Annotated in this window: 20 protein-coding genes and 1 tRNA gene; 6 read left to right on the plus strand and 15 right to left on the minus strand. The window is 61.3% G+C overall.

The annotated features are described in order from the left end of the window. Nucleotides 1-4: 4 nt before the first annotated feature. From FD715_RS04210 to FD715_RS04220, 3 genes are all read left to right on the plus strand, one after another. Nucleotides 5-1,273 (plus strand): MerR family transcriptional regulator, encoded by a 1,269-nt coding sequence (locus tag FD715_RS04210; RefSeq protein ID WP_147105703.1) that lies wholly within the window; start codon nucleotides 5-7, stop codon nucleotides 1,271-1,273. Between the two features lie 69 nt (nucleotides 1,274-1,342). Next, nucleotides 1,343-1,419 (plus strand) — tRNA-Pro (locus tag FD715_RS04215). 67 nt (nucleotides 1,420-1,486) lie between these two features. Then, nucleotides 1,487-2,569 carry a 2'-deoxycytidine 5'-triphosphate deaminase gene (locus FD715_RS04220; protein ID WP_147105706.1) on the plus strand — a complete coding sequence of 361 codons (1,083 nt, stop codon included), beginning with the start codon at nucleotides 1,487-1,489 and terminating at the stop codon, nucleotides 2,567-2,569. On the opposite strand, the gene FD715_RS04225 is transcribed toward FD715_RS04220, so the two are convergent. The 8 genes from FD715_RS04225 to FD715_RS04260 form a co-directional block, all read right to left on the minus strand. Then, nucleotides 2,566-3,801: a hypothetical protein gene (locus tag FD715_RS04225; protein ID WP_147105709.1), complete on the minus strand. Its 1,236-nt coding sequence runs from the start codon at nucleotides 3,799-3,801 to the stop codon at nucleotides 2,566-2,568. The genes FD715_RS04220 and FD715_RS04225 overlap by 4 nt on opposite strands. Before the next feature lie 97 nt (nucleotides 3,802-3,898). After that, the gene (locus tag FD715_RS04230) at nucleotides 3,899-4,141 is read right to left on the minus strand and encodes a hypothetical protein (RefSeq protein ID WP_147105712.1); all 243 of its coding nucleotides are present in this window, start codon (nucleotides 4,139-4,141) and stop codon (nucleotides 3,899-3,901) included. Nucleotides 4,142-4,214: 73 nt separating this feature from the next. Then, nucleotides 4,215-4,877, minus strand: a complete 663-nt coding sequence (gene scpB / locus FD715_RS04235) for an SMC-Scp complex subunit ScpB (protein WP_147105715.1) — start codon at nucleotides 4,875-4,877, stop codon at nucleotides 4,215-4,217. Beyond that, a complete protein-coding gene (locus FD715_RS04240) occupies nucleotides 4,852-5,655 on the minus strand; it encodes a ScpA family protein (protein WP_147105718.1) in 804 nt (267 codons plus the stop codon). Before FD715_RS04240 ends, scpB begins: the two co-directional genes overlap by 26 nt. Nucleotides 5,656-5,665: 10 nt before the next feature. After that, on the minus strand, nucleotides 5,666-6,667 hold the full coding sequence (nagZ, locus tag FD715_RS04245) for a beta-N-acetylhexosaminidase (protein WP_147105721.1): 1,002 nt from the start codon (nucleotides 6,665-6,667) through the stop codon (nucleotides 5,666-5,668). Continuing rightward, nucleotides 6,664-7,668 carry an SPOR domain-containing protein gene (locus FD715_RS04250; RefSeq protein ID WP_223274732.1) on the minus strand — a complete coding sequence of 335 codons (1,005 nt, stop codon included), beginning with the start codon at nucleotides 7,666-7,668 and terminating at the stop codon, nucleotides 6,664-6,666. Before FD715_RS04250 ends, nagZ begins: the two co-directional genes overlap by 4 nt. 123 nt (nucleotides 7,669-7,791) lie before the next feature. Then, complete coding sequence (gene argS, locus FD715_RS04255; protein ID WP_147105724.1) at nucleotides 7,792-9,534, minus strand: arginine--tRNA ligase; 1,743 nt, start codon at nucleotides 9,532-9,534, stop codon at nucleotides 7,792-7,794. 60 nt (nucleotides 9,535-9,594) lie between these two features. After that, nucleotides 9,595-10,728, minus strand: a complete 1,134-nt coding sequence (locus FD715_RS04260) for a deoxyguanosinetriphosphate triphosphohydrolase (protein WP_147105727.1) — start codon at nucleotides 10,726-10,728, stop codon at nucleotides 9,595-9,597. Nucleotides 10,729-10,809: 81 nt separating this feature from the next. Here FD715_RS04260 and FD715_RS04265 point away from each other — a divergent pair, with 81 nt between their 5' ends. Continuing rightward, nucleotides 10,810-11,133, plus strand: a complete 324-nt coding sequence (locus FD715_RS04265) for an iron-sulfur cluster assembly accessory protein (protein ID WP_147105730.1) — start codon at nucleotides 10,810-10,812, stop codon at nucleotides 11,131-11,133. A 2-nt stretch (nucleotides 11,134-11,135) separates the two neighbouring features. Here the strand turns inward: FD715_RS04265 and FD715_RS04270 are convergent, their stop codons facing one another. Together FD715_RS04270 and FD715_RS04275 are read right to left on the minus strand one after the other, a co-directional pair. Beyond that, nucleotides 11,136-12,203 (minus strand): hypothetical protein, encoded by a 1,068-nt coding sequence (locus FD715_RS04270; protein WP_147105734.1) that lies wholly within the window; start codon nucleotides 12,201-12,203, stop codon nucleotides 11,136-11,138. A gap of 45 nt (nucleotides 12,204-12,248) precedes the next feature. Then, complete coding sequence (locus FD715_RS04275; RefSeq protein ID WP_147105737.1) at nucleotides 12,249-12,767, minus strand: DUF6749 family protein; 519 nt, start codon at nucleotides 12,765-12,767, stop codon at nucleotides 12,249-12,251. A gap of 357 nt (nucleotides 12,768-13,124) precedes the next feature. Between FD715_RS04275 and xth the strand changes: the two genes are divergently transcribed. Both xth and FD715_RS04285 read left to right on the plus strand, forming a co-directional pair. Then, nucleotides 13,125-13,907, plus strand: coding sequence for an exodeoxyribonuclease III (gene xth, locus FD715_RS04280; protein ID WP_147105740.1), 783 nt, complete (start codon nucleotides 13,125-13,127; stop codon nucleotides 13,905-13,907). Between the two features lie 109 nt (nucleotides 13,908-14,016). After that, the gene (locus FD715_RS04285; RefSeq protein ID WP_147105743.1) at nucleotides 14,017-14,472 is read left to right on the plus strand and encodes a YHS domain-containing (seleno)protein; all 456 of its coding nucleotides are present in this window, start codon (nucleotides 14,017-14,019) and stop codon (nucleotides 14,470-14,472) included. Here the strand turns inward: FD715_RS04285 and FD715_RS04290 are convergent. The 5 genes from FD715_RS04290 to FD715_RS04310 all read right to left on the minus strand — a co-directional run bounded on the left by FD715_RS04290 (nucleotide 14,469) and on the right by FD715_RS04310 (nucleotide 17,945). After that, nucleotides 14,469-15,053 carry an HNH endonuclease gene (locus tag FD715_RS04290; RefSeq protein ID WP_147105746.1) on the minus strand — a complete coding sequence of 195 codons (585 nt, stop codon included), beginning with the start codon at nucleotides 15,051-15,053 and terminating at the stop codon, nucleotides 14,469-14,471. The two genes, FD715_RS04285 and FD715_RS04290, sit on opposite strands and share 4 nt — an antisense overlap. A gap of 185 nt (nucleotides 15,054-15,238) precedes the next feature. Beyond that, a complete protein-coding gene (locus FD715_RS04295; protein WP_147105749.1) occupies nucleotides 15,239-15,832 on the minus strand; it encodes a hypothetical protein in 594 nt (197 codons plus the stop codon). Nucleotides 15,833-15,973: 141 nt separating this feature from the next. Next, complete coding sequence (locus FD715_RS04300) at nucleotides 15,974-16,639, minus strand: alpha/beta hydrolase (protein ID WP_147105753.1); 666 nt, start codon at nucleotides 16,637-16,639, stop codon at nucleotides 15,974-15,976. Next, entirely contained in the window at nucleotides 16,636-17,265 is a 630-nt protein-coding gene (locus FD715_RS04305; protein ID WP_147105756.1) for a DNA-3-methyladenine glycosylase, read from the minus strand. Before FD715_RS04305 ends, FD715_RS04300 begins: the two co-directional genes overlap by 4 nt. Continuing rightward, nucleotides 17,262-17,945: a precorrin-6A/cobalt-precorrin-6A reductase gene (locus FD715_RS04310; RefSeq protein ID WP_147105759.1), complete on the minus strand. Its 684-nt coding sequence runs from the start codon at nucleotides 17,943-17,945 to the stop codon at nucleotides 17,262-17,264. Before FD715_RS04310 ends, FD715_RS04305 begins: the two co-directional genes overlap by 4 nt. Nucleotides 17,946-17,985: the final 40 nt, after the last annotated feature.

Genomic DNA, 17,985 nt, shown 5'->3' on the forward strand with positions numbered 1-17,985 from the left:
GCGCATGACCAAATCCGCAGACGCCTTTCGCACAATTTCTGAAGTGGCAGAGTGGCTGGGGGTTCAGACCCACGTGCTGCGGTTTTGGGAAAGCAAGTTCACACAAGTAAAGCCCGTCAAGCGGGCTGGCGGGCGGCGGTATTACCGTCCTGCCGACATGTTACTGTTGGGGGGTATCCGCAAGCTGCTGCACGAGGATGGGCTGACCATCAAGGGCGTGCAGAAGATATTGCGCGAGGAAGGCATGGCGCATGTGGCCGACATGTCGCCGCCTCTGGATGCCGAAACCGACGCGCAGCTGGACGCCGATCTGACCGCGCGGATGGACGAGGATGTCGAACAGCCGCCCGTTGAGGCAGAGGTTGTGTCCTTTATGCCGCCGCCCAACGCGAAGACAGATGCGCCTGTTGCGGAAGCGACGCCTCCGGAGCCGGAGCCCGCATCGACCGAGCCGGAGGATATGTCGCCCGAGCCAGAGATCACACGGCCCGATCCAGCATCTGCTGGAGACATGGCGCCCCTGCCCTCGTTTCTGCGCACCCCGGCGCCACCCGCCGGTGAAGCCGATATGGACACCGATGAGCAACAAGGGCTGCCCTACCCGCCCTTTGTTGAAGATGTGCCTGCCGCATCGACCGAGACCCCGGTTGAATATGCCGACGATCCAGCGCCAGTACTCGCCGAAGAGGATGTGTCAGAGCCGGTGGAGTTCGCGCCGACGGACACGCCGCCGGAACCGGTGGACACTCACATCGAGGATCAGGCGGAACCGCCGACCCCGCTTGACGATTCAGAATCCAAGGCGCCTAATGCAGAACTGCCTTTGGAGCCGACACTGGACTTTGGCGCCGATGCCGAAGGTACAGCAGATGAAGCGGCCGAACCTGTAGTTGAAGAAGAAGCAGCCGAGGTCTCGCTTGAACCGTCGATGGAGTTGGACGAACCGGCTGCCGACGCACCGGTCGCGGACGCCGATGAGCCGGCCAAACCAGCGCGTACGGGTTTGCCATCGTTCCTGGCCGACTACGCGGCGCCTGCCGATGAGGTTGCGCCGGACCCTGAGCCGGAAGAGGCAGCGCCACCACGCCCGCGTGTCGTGGATGTGCCGGACGACCCAGCGCCCGAGACAATCGCTGTTGCGCCGTCAGCCCTGACCAAGGCCTCGCGCGCAACACATCTGACGGACGGGCAGCGCACCATGATCAAACCGCTTCTGGATCAACTCATCGCGTTGCGCGACCAGATGGCCGACACCCGGCACACGCCGCGCTAAAAGAACCCGACGACCCGTGCCAATTCCCCCTTGCCCCCGGCCAGAAATCGGGTATGACACCCCTCACGTCGGGCTATGGCGCAGCCTGGTAGCGCGTCCGTCTGGGGGACGGAAGGTCGCAGGTTCGAGTCCTGCTAGCCCGACCACTACACACCGCCCCGGCGCTACGGGGTCGCTGACACGAAGCCTCGCACAGATGACAAAGGGGGCAACATGATCGGCGTTCTTCCAGATACAGAACTGCAGGCAATGATAGATCGTGACGAGATCACGGCAGAGCCCGCTGTCATGTCCGCACAGATCCAACCCGCCAGCCTTGATCTGCGTTTGGGCACCGTGGCCTACCGCGTGCGTGCGTCGTTCCTGGCGGGCCACGGGCAGCGCGTGGCCGACCGTCTGACCGAGTTCCAGATGCACGAGGTGGATCTGACCGGCGGTGCGGTGCTGGAAAAGGGCTGCGTCTATGTCGTGCCGCTGATGGAGGGCCTGAACCTGCCCGCCGATGTTCAGGCGGTGGCCAATGCCAAAAGCTCGACCGGGCGGCTGGATCTTCTGACCCGTACAATCACGGATGGCGGGACTGAGTTCGACCGTATCACGCCGGGCTATAGCGGCCCGCTTTTTGCTGAGATTTGCCCACGGTCGTTTTCTGTGCTCGTGCGGCCAGGCATGCGGCTGAACCAGATCCGGTTTCGCGCGGGTCAAGCCGTTCTGGATGACGCCACGCTTGCCATGCTGCATGCAGAAACACCGCTGGTCAACGAGGACGCTGTCATTGACGACGGCCTGGGCTTTTCCGTCGACCTGCGCTTGCCCGATACAACGCTGGTCGGCTACCGGGCCAAACCGCATACCGGGGTCATCGATCTGGACAGTATTGGCCACTATGACCCCGCCGAGTTCTGGGAAGAGGTGCACGCCCGCGATGGGCATATCATCCTGGACCCCGGTGCGTTCTACATCCTGGTGAGCCGCGAGGCCGTGCATATCCCGCCGGACTTTGCCGCCGAAATGGCACCATATCTGGCGATGGTCGGCGAGTTTCGCGTGCATTACGCGGGCTTTTTTGACCCGGGCTTTGGCCATGATGCGGCCGGGGGCACGGGCTCGCGGGGGGTGCTTGAGGTGCGGTGCCACGAGGCACCCTTCGTGCTGGAGCACGGGCAGATCGTGGGTCGGCTGATTTACGAGCGTATGGCGGCGCGGCCTGCACAGCTTTACGGCGCGGGCATCGCGTCGAACTACCAGGGTCAGGGTCTCAAGCTGTCCAAGCACTTTGCAGCACCACGACACTAGGACGGGTCGGGCTGCGCTGTCGGTTCGACTGCCTTGTCCTTTGTTTCGGCGGGTGCATCGGGTTTGAAGATGCGCTTGCCCGCCGCCTGGATCGAGGCAAAGGCATCTTCGGCCATAAAGCCGGACAGAAAGGCGATGAACGCCACCGTATAGGGGCTGAGTTCGACGTCATTGGCGGGGCCGCTGCCTTGGGTCAGGGCCAACATCCCTGCCCCGGAGAACAGAAAGATGGCGATGGCCGCCGCGATCCCTTCTCCGACATTGACGAACAGGCGGGACAGGGTCAGTTCACTCGCGGTCTTGCTGGAGTAATACCTGCGCGAAAAGGCGACCACAGTGCCAAGGCCCCCGGCGGCAATGGTCACGATCAGCGTTAGAAAGATAGTGGGAAAGCTGACAAAGCGCATCAGGATGTCGGGGAAGATCGGAAAGTTCAGCGACAGTGCCGACAGCCGTGCGCGCGCCGGATCGCCCGGTCCAAGCGTGTTTTGCAATGCCTGGATCTGTTCATCATGGGCCGTCCAACGCAGGCGCAATTCGTCAATCTGGGCCTGAAGCGCCTCTTTCTCCGCTTTGATCGCAAGGGATGCAGTGTTGGCGCTGTCGACCTCTTTGGACAGGCTGTCCAACTTGATCAGGGTTTCTTCGTGAAATGCCGTGTAGCGATCTGTCGTGTCCAGATCGACATCACTGGCCTCTAGCCCATCGCCCAGCGTGCGCAGCAGCGCCCGAAGTTGCAAGTCCGCGGTTGTCGCGCGCAGATTAACTGCTTCTTCGGCAACGGCCTTGTGCAGATTTTCCAGTGTTGTGTCGTAGATCAGGCGTTGAGGACCGCCAAGATCGTATTGGTATTCGGAGAGCTTGCCCAGCGTGGCATCGACCTCGGCCCGAAGCGCCCGTTTGGTGATTGCGATTGTGCCAAAGGACTTGCTGTGTCGGCTTTCAATGTCGGACATATCGGCAGCTTGAACCTGGATGTCCTCGGTGATCCGCGCCTTGGCCCGTTCCAGGTCCTGTTCACGCTTGATGATGAACAGCAGGTTGTCGATATCCGACACGAGAGCCTGATTTTCTGAAACGGTCGAGGTGATCGGCTCGGCCTTCCACGCGGTGCGGTAGATGTAGCTGCCGAACCCGATTGTGACGAAGAGAACAAAAACGACATATAACCCGATCACCGTCACACCAAGCGACACGGATGACACAAACAGGCCCGGTGTACGATCTGCCATTGTCGAAATCCCCCAGTTTAACCAATGGGGTGACGCTACGGCAGCGTGCCCATGCAATCAACGGAGGTATTCCCGACCTGTTTGGTCGCGCGTCGCCCTATTCCTGCCCGTTCTTGGCAGCTTGGCGCGCCTGGCGGGCGGCACGGCGTGCGCGGCGCTGTTCGCGGACTTGCGCTTGCGTCGGCCCATCATTCGCCTGCGCCTCGGGCTGGGGTGGCGGCGCGGCCTTGGGCTGTCCCCGTCCGCGGCTTGCCCTGTTCACACCAGCGTCGATGCCTTTGTTGATCGCTTTGCGCATGACGATGCGCATGATCATATTGATGATCTGGTTCACATTCATCGGACTGCTCCTGCCATCTGGCTTGCGCGTAACATAGCAATGAATGTGACGTTTTTCAGGCCTTTTCGCCGGATCAATCCTCGAAAAGCTCGGATTGCCCTTCTTCGCTTTCGTCTTCGGCCTCGGTTTCGGGGCCGGGCAGCGTGCCGGGCGGCGGACGGTTTTCCAGAAGCCCCGCAGCACGCAACTCCTTCAGGCCCGGCAGATCGCGGGCATTTTCCAACCCGAAATGATCAAGGAAAGACTGGGTGACTACGAAGGTCACAGGCCGACCAGGCGTCATCTTGCGGCGGCCAAAACGGATCCATTCGAGTTCGAGAAGCTGGTCCACGGTGCCACGGCTGACGCTGACGCCGCGGATTTCCTCGATCTCAGCCCGTGTGACCGGTTGATGGTACGCGATGATGGCAAGCGTTTCGATGGCCGCCCGGCTCAGCTTGCGCGTCTCGACCGTTTCCTTTTGCATCAGGAACCCAAGGTCGGCAGCGGTGCGAATGGCCCAGGCGTCACCCACTTTCATCACTTGCACGCCGCGCCCCTCGTAGCGTTTGCGGAGATACACAAGCGCCTCGGCCGCATCGCAGCCATGGGGCATGCGCGCCTCAAGTTCGCGCGTGGTGATGGGTTCGGCTGTGGCAAAGAGGATCGCTTCGACCATGCGCTCCTGTTCCGCCATGGGAGGGGCTTCGAACAGGCTTTCTTCTTGTTCATCAGGTTCTTCGGTCACGATGCTCATCTCTCTTGCGCAGTTGGATCGGCGCGAATGTCTCGGACTGGCGGATTTCGAGATGCCCTTCTTTCACCAGTTCCAAGCTGGCTGCAAAGGTGGCCGCAGTGGCAGAGCGGCGCTTGGCTGGGTCCATTTCCCAGCCTTCGGGCAGGTAAGACAAGATGTCGGTCCAGTCGCCTGCAAAGCCGATCAGCCCGCGCATCCGGTCGAGCGCCTGCTCCATCGTGAACACCGCGTCGCGGTCCATGACAAAGGGGCGGAATTCATCGCGGGTGCGGATGCGGGCATAGCCCTGCATCAAATCGAGCAGGGTTGCAGAATAGGTGACCTTACGCACGCGTGTGACCATCTCGGACTGGCCACGGGCAAAGAAATCGCGGCCCAGCTGGTCACGCGCCATCAGGCGGGCGGCGGCGTCACGCATGGCTTGCAGACGTTCCAGTTGAAAGGCGAGATGTGCGGCCAATTCTTCGCCTGAAGGCCCTTCTTCTGCCGGATCGGGGGGTAATAGCAGGCGGGATTTGAGGAAGGCCAGCCAAGCGGCCATCACCAGATAATCGGCGGCCAATTCGAGACGCAGTTGCTTGGCCTTTTCTACAAAGGCGAGGTATTGGTGCGCCAGTTGCAGGACCGAGATTTTGCGCAGGTCGACCTTTTGCGTGCGGCTGAGCGTCAGAAGCAGGTCGAGCGGCCCCTCGAACCCATCGACATCTACGATCAGTGCCTCCGCCGCGAGGCGGTCGGCGACCGAAATCCGGTCTTCCTCGAATGTGTCTTCAGCCATGCCCCACGCTTTAACCTGCCCCGCCCAAAAGCGCCTCAAGTTCGGCGGTGAGCTCGGCAATGTCAATGTCGTCTGGGGTTTTGCGGGCAGCCAGCGCCGCCTCTGCCCGCGCTTGTGCGGCGTCGGTCATGGGACCAGCGGCGTTGGCCGAAGCGATGCGCGCCGCCAAGGGTGCGTTGCAGTGCAGGACCACGTCGCAGCCTGCGTTAAGCGCACGGCGGGTGATCACATCGACCGTCCCGTCCAGCGCTTTCATCCCGATATCATCAGTCATGATCAATCCGTCGAAACCGATGTCGCTGCGGATCAGGTCCATAGTATCCTTGGACAAGGTTGCGGGGGCTTCGTCCACTGCCTCGAACACAACATGCGCTGTCATGCCCATGGGCAGGTCATTGAGGTCGCGGAACGGGGCAAAGTCCGTCTCGCGCAGGGTATCCAGGCTGACATCGACGCGCGGGAGATCGAAATGGCTGTCTATGGCGCTGCGCCCATGCCCCGGCATATGCTTGAGGACCGGGACGACGCCGCCGTCCAGATGCCCCTGCGCAGCAGCGCGCCCAAGGGCTGCGATATCGCCGGGCGACGTGCCGTAGCAGCGGTTGCGCAGGAAATCATGCGTGTCGTTGACCAACAGATCGACCATGGGGGCGCAATTGCTGTCGACGCTCATCGCTTTAAGTTCGTGCGCTATGTGTCTGTATCGCAAATACATTGCACGTTCGGCATCATTACCTGCAGCCCGGACAAAATCCAAGGGCGGCAACCATTCCGTCCAGGTGGGACCTCGCATGCGCTGCACACGCCCGCCTTCTTGATCAATGGTGATGATGGCGTCGCGGCCGACCGCCTCACGCATTTCCGAACACAAGCCATAGACTTGGTCGGGCGTATCCACATTTCGGGCAAACAGGATGAAACCAAACGGGTCTGCATCGCGGAAAAACGCCTTTTCATCTGGCGTCAGGCGCAGACCATCTGCGTCTAGGATGGTCGCACCGAAATTGCTCATCTCGTGACGACCGGGATACAGTCGGCGCCTTCAGCCACAAGGGCCGAACAGAAGCGACGCGCGTCGCTGAGGTCGGTAAACCCGTGGGCACGCAAACGGTAGAAGGTGCGCCCACCCGATTGGGCCTGCTGCACAATGCGATCCTTGTCGCGCAGAAGGTCACCGAACCGGCCCTGCATCTGGTCCCACTGCGCGCGGGCGATGTCTGCGCTGTCAAAAGCACCGAGTTGGACCAGCCGTGTGCCTGTCGGGATCGCCGATGCCTCAAGTTCCGAGGTTTGAGGCGCTGTTGCAACCTCGACCGGAGCGGGCGTGACCGTGTCGGGGGCGGAGGCTGGACGCAATTGCGGCCGGACCGAAGTTTTCGGCCCCGGCCCTTTGACCACCGCGGGCACCGGCGTTGGCGTGTCGGGCAGATCGGCAGCATCCACGCTGGCCAACACGGCCTCCGCGACGGCATCTTCGATCGGGTTAGCCTCTATCGTGTCGACACCGGCGGTGAGCTGGTTGACCAGATCATCCACATTGCCCTCGGCCAAGGCGGCCGCGACGTCGATTTGCGGTGCATCAAGACTGGCCGCCACATCAAGCGGCGCGGGTTGTTGCACAGGCGCCACGGCCTGCGCGGGGATCGGCTGATCCTCCTCCGTCAGATCGACGGGGCGCGGGGCCAGCGTGACCTGATCAACGGGGCCGGAGGCTTCGCCCGCCGCGGCCACTTCGTTCACAGCCAAACCGGTGTTACGCGCAAGCTGACCACCGGGATTATCTGGGCGCACGCGCATTTCGCCCTCGGCGGCGCGGACAACCGGGATGCCCGACACATCGCGCATCACCAACTTGCAGCCCCAGACAGACACGCCCGCGATCAATGCCAGCGACACGGCCGCACCCGCGAAATTCGTCAAGTTTTTCAGAACATTGGAGGGTGGCGCAGATGCGTGTTCGTGCGCGTCATAGCCCTCGTGACCCATCTCGTGGGTGTAGTGCATATCTGCCATCTTTGCCTCATTGCCCGCGCGGATACGTGCCCGCGCAAGTCATATATCTGGTTGTGCCCGCCCGACCGTCGTGATCGAGGCGCGCCTTGGGGTAAGTGCCTGTTTGCCCCTTTTGGCGGAGCGTTAACGCAGCTCTTCGGCTGGTTTCACCCCAAGAATACCAAGGCCCGCTGCAATTACAACGGCGCAGGCGCTGGCAAGCGCGATTTTTGGCATCGACGCCTCTTCGCTGTCCTGCAGGAAGCGCAGTGTCGGGTCGTCATTGCCCCGGTTCCAAAGCGCGTGGAACACCTGCGCTAGTTCATAGAGGTAGAAGGCGATCCGGTGCGGTTCGTTGGTGCGCGCCGCCGTTTCGACCAAACGGGGCCATTCCGCAATCTTTGCGGCCACGGCCAATTCGGCCGGGTCTGTCAGCCCGCTCAAATCAGCGTCCGCCAATCGCTCGTGTGGCAGGTCAAACCCTGCTTCAGATGCCTTGCGCATCACGGACGTGACCCGCGCGTGGGCATATTGCACGTAAAAGACGGGGTTTTCCTTGGACTGCTCAAGTGCCGCATCCAGATCGAAATCGAACATCGCGTCATTCTTGCGCGTCAGCATCATGAAGCGTGTGACGTCAGGCCCAACCTCGTCCACCACGTCGCGCAGGGTGACAAAAGTCCCTGCCCGTTTGGACATCTTGAACTCCTGCCCGTGCTTGAACAGCTTCACGAGCTGCGTGAGCTTGATGTCGAGCGGTACGGCGCCTTCGGACAGGGCGGACACCGCCGCCTTCATCCGTTTGACATAGCCGCCGTGATCGGCGCCAAACACGTCGATCAGCGCGTCGAACCCACGCTGCACCTTGTCGTAGTGATAGGCAATGTCGGGGGCAAAGTAGGTCCATGCGCCGTCCGATTTCATCACCGGCCTGTCCACGTCATCGCCGTGGTCCGTGGATTTGAACAGCGTCTGTTCACGCGGTTCCCAATCCTCGGGTTTTTTGCCCTTGGGCGGCTCAAGCACGCCCTCATAGATCAGGCCCTTACCGCGCAGATCATCCAGCGCCGCCTCGATCCGGCCTGTGCCATAGAGTGACTTTTCGGAATAGAACACGTCCATTTCGACGCCGAGCGCCGCAAGATCCTCTCGGATCAGGTCCATCATGGCTTCGGTGGCGAATTCGCGCACCTCGGCCAGCCAGAACTGTTCACCCTTGTCCACAAAAGCGTCGCCGACCTTGGCCTTGAGGGCTTCGCCCACGCCGATCAGGTAATCGCCGGGATAGGTGCCGTCCTCGAACGCGACCTCCTGCCCGTGTGCTTCGAGATAGCGGAGGTAGACAGAGCGTGCGAGCACATCGACCTGCGCGCCGCCATCATTGATGTAGTATTCGCGCGTCACATCGTGGCCCGCGAAATCCAGCAGCGAGGCCAGCGCGTCACCAAACACAGCGCCCCGCGTGTGGCCCACATGCAAGGGACCGGTCGGGTTGGCCGACACGTATTCGACGTTAACCTTCTTGCCCGCGCCCAGGTCAGACCGGCCATAATCGGTCCCGGCCCGAAGCGCAGCCGCCACAACGCCGTGCCAGACCGATGAGTCAAGCCGCAGGTTCAGGAAACCCGGGCCTGCCACTTCGGCGCTGGTGATCCGCTCATCCTCTGCCAGTCTGGTCGACAGCATTTCGGCAATGTCGCGCGGCTTCATCTTTGCGGGCTTTGCCAGCACCATCGCCGCGTTTGTCGCCATGTCCCCGTGGGCGGCATCGCGCGGCGGCTCAACTGTCACGTTGTCGGTCGCAAGACCATCGGGCAGTTGCCCCGCCTCGACCATGGCAGCAAGGTTGGTCAGCACGAGGGCACGGATGTCGGCAAAGAGGTTCATTTGAGGCCTATTCATTGGGTGCGCGCGGTGTATCACGCGCACCCCAAGCGTCAAGCGCTGCTACCCGGTCAGGCGGGTATGTTCCTGCAGCGCAAACCGGTCCGTCATCCCGGAAATGTAGTCGGACACACTGCGGGCCAGTGCGACCTCATCCCACGCGTCGACGTTACGGCGCCATTCGGCGGGCAAAATGTCCGGTTTTGCCATAAACAGCGGGAACAGATCGTTCACGATGCATGTCACGCGTTCGCGTTCGACCATGACGGACGGGGCGCGGTACATGTTGGTGAAGAGGAACGCCCGGATTTGTTGCAGATCGGACCATAGGGCATCCGAAAAGCGGATGACAGGGCGGCCCAGATGGCGGACGTCTTCCACCGACTGCGCGCCGCTGTCTGCGAGCCGGGACCGAGACGTTTCAACCACATCCGTGACCATAGCGGCGAAGACGCGGCGCAGCCCTTCGTGACGCCGCCGCATTGGGTCGAGGTCGGGGTAGTGTCTGTCGACCTCGGCAAAAGCCGGTCCGATCATGGGCAGATCACAGATGTCGGCCTCATCAAAAAGACCGGCGCGCAGTCCGTCATGCAGGTCATGGTTGTTGTAAGCGATGTCATCGGACAGGGCGGCCACCTGCGCTTCGGCACTGGCGTGAGTGCCAAGTTCAAGGTCGTGTTCGGCATCGTATTCGGCCAGCGCATAAGGCAGGTCGCCTGTCACGGGTCCGTTATGTTTCGCAATACCTTCAAGGGCTTCCCAGGTGAGGTTCAACCCATCGAAATCGGCATAGTGGCATTCCAGCCGGGTCACGATCTTGATCGCCTGCGCGTTGTGATCAAAGCCGCCATATGGCGCCATGAGGTCCTGGAGGGCATCCTCACCCGTGTGGCCGAAAGGCGGATGACCAAGGTCGTGGGCAAGCGCGATGGCTTCGGTCAGGCAATCGTTCAGACCCAAGGCCCCCGCAATGGTGCGCGCCACTTGCGCCACCTCGATGGAATGGGTCAGGCGGGTGCGGTAGTAATCGCCCTCATGCTCCACAAATACCTGTGTCTTGTGCTTGAGCCGCCGGAAGGCCGACGCGTGAATGATGCGATCCCGGTCCCGCTGAAAGGGCGATCGGAATGACATTTCCTCCTCCGGCCAGCGCCGTCCTCGGGCGCGGGCTGGATCAGAAGCATAGGCGGCTGTCATTCGCTATGATCCTTGTCGGCTTTTACAGGCTTGCATATATTGCGATTGCAGCACGATGAAAACCGTTCGGAGCAGACGCAGATGCAATTGCCACCCAAAGTGACCGACCGCGCCTTTGAACGCCTGGCCGAGATTGGCGCCGCCGATCAGGGACAGGCCCTGCGCGTGGCCGTCGAAGGGGGCGGATGTTCCGGGTTTCAATATGAAATCGCGCTGGACGATCCCAAAGACGACGACCTCGTATTGGAAGGTGCAGGCCAGAAGGTTGTCGTAGACAGCATCAGCCTGCCCTTCCTTTCCGATGCCGTGATCGACTTTTCCGAAGAGTTGATCGGCGCGCGGTTCGTGATCAACAACCCCAACGCCAGCAGCTCATGCGGCTGTGGCACCTCCTTTTCGATGTAGGCTCAGGCACGGGCGAAGACGTCAAAGAACGCATCGAACTCGTTTGTTGAAGCGATCGTCTCTTCAAGAAGCAGGGCAGCGTCGCCTTCGAGCGAGCTGAACACGTAGTCGGACATGTGTGCCCAGTCGTTGCTGCGCGTGTGAGCCGCGGCGAAAAGCGCGCCTGATACACCGCGCAAGGCGCTTGGTCGGTATTGTTGTTGGTCAAAACGAACGCGTCCGTCCGGTATGGCAGCCCCGGTATCGTCATGGCCAAGTGCCCGAGCCGCCCAATGCGTCACCAGATATTCATGGTAATCATCGTGACCACCTACCCCATCGTCGGCGACAACGGCGAAGGTGTCCATCGCAGTGCGGACCGCTTCGACCCAAACCGCATTCGGGGTCTGCCCGGCCTGCTGTAGTGCGATACACACCTCGGCCAGCAGGTCGATGTTCTGGTCCATATGCGCAAGGATACCCACATATTCGAGGCTGCGCAGAGCCCCGGCATCCAGATGCGGGTTACGCCGACCGTATTCCGACAGGTAAAACACGATATGCGTTAGTTCATAGGCCGCCTTTTTGTTTGGCAACCCGAAGGTTTCTGCCCGACCGATGAAGGCGCGCAAGCGATTGTCCAGATCGGGATCGGCGGCCGTGCACTCCACGCCACGGCGGTCAAGCAGCCGCCGCGCTTCGGCACGTTGCAAATCACTCATTTCGGCATCCGGCAGTCCCTGCGCGGCGACCCAGTGGCACAGAGCCTCCATCTGCCCATCCACGGCAGTGCCGCGTAGTCCCAGATCTTCGAGATCGAGCCCGATAGACAACAGGAAGCGATAGTACTGTGGAAAAAACCTTAACCGTTCTTTCAGGCCGCTGTAGAAATCAATGTGCGGTTCAAGGGCCACATCGCTGACCTGCATCCCCGTACATTCGAGTATGCTGAGCAGTTCGGCATTTTCCTTCAGCCAGAACACATCGTCCGGGAACCGGCGCTGCGTCGCGAAAAGGTCAATCAATCCATCCGCCCGGTCGACCAGACGCTGGCGGCGCGGCGGGACATTGAGCGCTATGACATTCGACATCGTTTTGTCCTTTCAAGTGCTGTGGTCATGTCCCGCCGACGCGGTTCAGGAGCCCGAGGAGAAAAAGCCCGTCACATCGCCCTGGATCACTGTGCCCGTTACGGGACCGGAGCCCGACGAAAACGCACCCGTAGCGTCACCAGACGTGGCGTTCGACGTAACGGGGGCGCTGCTGGTCGAGAAGAGTTCAATGCCATCTCCAGCTACAGTTTCGATCACGGCAGGCGCGCTGCTGGTCGAAAACAATTCCACGCCGTCCCCCAGTGTTGCTTCTGTCGTCATAGGCCCGCTGCTGGTCGAAAACATCTCAACACCATCGCCCAGTGTCGTGTCGGTCGCGACCGGTGCGCTGCTGGTGGAAAACAGGTGTGTTCCGTCCCCGACGCGTGCGTCTGTTGCCGTAGGAGCACTGCTGGTCGAGAACATGTCGACACCGTCACCAAGGATGGCCTCGAACGCGCCAGGTGCGCTACTGGTCGAGAACAGATCGACGCCGTCACCAGCGTGCAATCCACCAATTGCGGAGGTGTCGAGAGCGATATTCATTTTGCGCTGAGCAGTCATGGCTGAAGTCCTTTCGCCTTTGAGTTGTGACACCCAAAGCGTTGCCCGTTAAAGGCGATCCAAGAAAGGTTTTTTCTTCCTAAAGATGAGTATCCAGAGGTTTATCCACATAAGGAAAGCCACAGAAGCGATTGGCCATGGACAAGATCAAACGGGAAAGCACAGCGCGGAAAAAACTTATCCACAGCACTGATTTTAATGCGTTTTTCTGATCTCGAAAACGCAATGCGTAGATCTTACCCCGAATCGAATAGTTAAGAAATAGTTAATTTAGTCAGCGCGGCATGTTCGGTTGACGGCCTTGCTGTCCGGTGCAGGATGCGCGAAACATCGAAGTCAGCAGCGCGAGGGGCCGACATGAAAATCGCAACATTCAACATCAACGGGATCAAGGCGCGGATCGAGGCGCTGCCGCGTTGGCTGGATGCGGCCAACCCCGATGTCGTTCTGCTGCAAGAGATCAAGTCGGTGGACGAGAACTTTCCCACCGAAACCTTCGAAGACCGCGGCTACAACGTCGCCACGCACGGACAGAAATCATTCAACGGGGTTGCGATCCTGTCGAAGCTGCCGCTGGAAGATGTGACGCACGGCTTGCCCGGCGACGATACAGATGAGCAGGCCCGCTATATCGAAGCCACAGTGATGGGCGACACCCACGCCATCCGCCTGTGCGGACTGTACCTGCCCAATGGTAACCCGACACCCGGCCCAAAATACGACTACAAACTTGCGTGGATGGACAGGCTGCGTGACCGTGCACTCGCGCTGCTGGCAGAAGAAACACCGTTCCTAATGGCAGGCGACTACAACATCATCCCGCAGGCCGAAGATGCCAAACGCCCCGATGACTGGCGTGACGACGCGCTTTTCCGGCTTGAAAGCCGCACCGCGTTTCGGCGGCTTCAGAACCTCGGGCTGACTGAAGCCTTCCGGGCGCGCACGTTCGGGCCGGGCCACTATTCGTTCTGGGACTACCAGGCAGGTGCGTGGAACAAGGATGACGGCATCCGCATCGACCACTTCCTGCTTAGCCCGGCATGCGCAGACCTGATGACCGACTGTAAGATCGACAAGGCGGTGCGAGGTGAGGAAAAGCCGTCCGACCATGTTCCGGTCTGGGTCGACCTCGCCGCCTGAGCCGTCGCAGGTTCACACCCGCTCACAGCTTTGTTTGGTCTATAGATATTGGGCCGCTATGCCCAATATCGCAGTGCAGTGGTGCTGATCAATCAGGAGAGAGACAAACATGCCCAGCCGCCGTACCGTTTTGACACTCGCCGCCTCCCTGCCCGCGGCTCTGCTGACCGCGCGCTACGCGGTCGCCAGCACGCCGCCCGTCTACGCCAACGATGGCATCGCCGTCGATGGCAGTGACGTCGTGGCCTACTTCACCGAAGGCACTCCGGTCAAAGGCTCCGCCGACTTCACCCACACCTGGAATGGCGTCGACTGGCATTTTGCAAGCGCGGCCAACCGTAACACATTCGCCGCCGACCCAGAGGCATATGCGCCACAATATGGTGGCTATTGTGCGTGGGCTGTAAGCGAGGGGTACACCGCATCAACCATTCCGGAGGCCTGGAAGATCGTGGACGGCAAATTGTATCTGAATTTCAACCGTCGCATTCAGCGCCGCTGGGAACGCGATATCCCTGCCCGGATCGCGGCAGGTGATGCAAACTGGCCCGGCGTTCTGGCCTAGGCCTGAAGCTCGGCATCCCAATAGAGGAAATCCATCCAGCTTTCATGCAAATGGTTCGGGGGAAACTTGCGCCCCATGTTGCGCAGTTCCTCCGCACCAGGCTGGCGCGGGGGTTTGCGCAGTGACATGCCGGTGCGGTGCAGCGGCTTCGACCCCTTCTTGAGGTTGCATGGACTGCAGGCGGCGACCACGTTCTGCCAGCTTGTCACGCCGCCGCTTGCGCGGGGCACCACGTGGTCAAAGGTCAGATCGCCCTTGGCGCCGCAGTATTGGCATTGGAATTCGTCCCTCAAAAACAAATTAAAGCGCGTGAAGGCCACGCGCTTTTGAGGTTTTACATAGTCTTTGAGCACCACCACCGAAGGTATTCGGATCTCGGTGCTAGGACTGCGGACGACCTCGTCATACTCGGCCACGATGTCGACCCGGTCGAGCCAGGCCGCCTTGACCGCTTCCTGCCAGGGCCAAAGCGACAGCGGATAGTAGCTGAGCGGCCTATAATCCGCATTCAGCACAAGCGCCGGATGCTGTTTCAGCGCAGAGGGGCTGCGCGTAAATTCTGTCCTGAAATCGCCGTCCATAAGTGACTCCGTCCTCGCCCTGTCTGCCCGTTATCGGCACCAGAGCGGGGAACCCGCCCCAGCTGTATAACTTGACTATATCTTGTGGAAAGCGTCTGACAAGTGCCCAACCGACCACGAGATGTCGCAGGTCGGATAAGACAGGTACGTGACAAGGATATGACGGTTATCCACAGGCTTTGGACCTAGTCGCAATGCCCTGCATTGGCCGGTGCCTCCGTCAGGGCCACCAGGGGTTCAGCGCGCGCGCCGACCAGCGACAGATCGGCCACCCGCCTGCTCGTCACAGCCCGTTGCGACAGGCGGTAGACCAGTTCCGCGAGGCACGCCTCGGACAGCTCGGACGCCCGGCGCAGGTTGACGAAATGCACATCCATCATCTGGCCACCCCGCACATTCCATTGAAACGACTTGAACCGCTGGCCCGGATGCGCCGCATGGAGATGGGCGGCAAAGAGTTTGTGCAAAGGGCTGGTTTCAAGCCACTTGGTATCTGACCACCCTTTCAGGCCGACCACCCAGACATCTGCATCCGTCAGATTTGCCACGTCCCGTTTTCGGTCAATCAAACCCGCATCCGCATCCATATCCAGGATCAACTGGCCGAAAGCGCCCGGCATCCGGACAGAACGCAGCACAATCGACCGGTCCAGTTCGGTGTCGACCGCCGCCGACGTTGTTTGCAATTCATCCAAGTTCAAGGCTGTGGCCGGTTTTGCCAAGGTCATACCCAGCAACGCCGCCACGAGGGCACAGCCCCCACCAAGCGCCATTTTCATGTCGCGTTCCCCTGTTGCGCACTGTTTTTATGGCTTCAGTGCGCCACAGAAATCGCGATAGGGCAAAACAAATGTACCGGCCAGCCACCATATCAAGGGCCAGCGCGAAAAAAAGCGGCCGATTTGGCAGTATTGTTCCGCTCAGAGCCCCAACTTGTCACGCATAAAGGCCAGTGCGACGCTTAGGCCGTCGGGTGCGATTCCATGCGCAGTGCCCTTCATGACGTGGGCATAGACGTCCTTCCAGCCCGCGCCTTGCAGCGCTTCGGCCGCCTGCGGCAGGGATTGCGGCGGCACGACATCATCCTGATCGCCGTGGATCAGCAGAACGGGCGGACGGCTGACCACCTCATCCGCAAGCACTTCGGGATTCAGCAAACGCCCAGAAAACGCAACAATGCCCGCAACCGGATCCTCGCGCCGCGGCGCGACATGCAGCGACATCATGGTGCCCTGCGAAAAGCCGAATAGGACGACCTGTTCGGGCAACACGTCCTCATCCACCATCAGCGCATCCAGAAAGGCGTTCAGGTCTTCGGCGGCGGCACGCAGGCCCCGCTCGGCCTCTTCTTCGGAAGACCCGTCAATCCAGGGGATCGGAAACCACTGGTAGCCACTGGGCATCATCGGGATCGTTTCGGGTGCATCCGGGGCGACAAAGAGCGTATCGGGAAGATGCTCGCCCAAAGGTTCGGCCAGCCCCAGCAGGTCCGCGCCATTGGCACCATAGCCGTGCAGGAACACGACGATGGACCGCAACTCACCCGAACGCGGCTCGACCCGCCCTGCCTGCAACACCCGTGTCATGAAATCCCCGCTCGGCCCTTTGCCACCCGGTAGTAGGTGAAGAACAGGCGCGCAGCAACCGCCCGCCAGGGCGACCAATCCTCGGCCATCTGACGCAGCACCTTTTCCTTGGGGCGTTCCGGCAGATCAAAGATGAGGCGTGCCGCCTCCTGCAAGGCCAGATCACCGGGCGCGAATACATCGGCGCGGCCAAGGGCAAACATGGCATAGATCTCGGCGGTCCAGACCCCGATCCCCTTCACAGCCGTGAGCGTTGAAATGACCTCACTGTCGGGCGCAGCGCGCAGCGCGTCGTAATCAATCCCGGCGTCCGCCAGTGCGAGGGCATATGTGATCTTCTGGCGGCTGAGCCCCGCTGTCCTCAAACCCTCTTCGCCCGCAGCAACCACACCGTCAGGCTGCGTCATGCCCCCAGCCTCCAACCTGACCCAAATCGCACTGGCCGACGCGGTGCTGACCTGTTGACCGACAATGGCGTTCAGAAGGGCTGGGAACCCGTCGGGTCTGCGCCGCAAGGGCAACGGCCCTGCCACCTCAAGCGCCTTGGCCAGCGCCGGGTCGGACGCGGCCAGCCATGCCGCGCCTTCGGCAACATCTGCATCCGTCTCCACAATCCTACCCGTCACAGGCAGGCCACCCAGGTCAGCAGAGCATCGACATCCGCAACCTGCTGCTCAAACCCGCTGTCTGGCGGATCGATCAGCACGACCGGCATATCCAAGGCGCGCGCCGCCGCGATCTTGGGGAAGCTGCTGGTGCCACCGATGTTGCGGGCCAGAACAACGTCAATCTGCAAGTCGCGAAACAGCGCGATCTCGTCGTCCACATCGAACGGTCCGGCGCCAAACACATACATGCAACCATCCGGTGGCAGATGGTCGTGGCGCTGCAACTGGCGCAGAAAGACCGGGCCGTCATGGTGGGTCAGCACTTCGGCACTGTCCCGACCGGAAGCAGCGAAGACACGCGCCCGAGCGGGCAGCGCAGCTACCGCATCAGCCAGCGTTCTCACGTGCTGCCATCGGTCGCCTGCGGACGCCGTCCAACTGGGGCGCCGCACGCAGACACGCGGCAGGTCCGGGGCCAGTCTCATGGCGATGCGGCGCACCGTGTCATCAAAGGGATGGGTCGTGTCCACCACCGCTTCGGCGCCTGACAATCCGTCCCGCATGTTGCTGATTCTGGGGGCTGCGCCTGTCTCTGGCGCCCGCGACCAGTAGACAGACACGTCATGGCCCGCCACCGTTAGCGCGGCCAGCACGGGTTCGGTCATCGCCGAACCGCCAAGGATCAAGAGCCGTGCCATGCTGCCACCCTACCCCCCTGTATCCCGCGCGCAAGCACCT

This window comes from Tateyamaria sp. syn59 (assembly GCF_007995245.1).
GTDB lineage: Bacteria > Pseudomonadota > Alphaproteobacteria > Rhodobacterales > Rhodobacteraceae > Tateyamaria.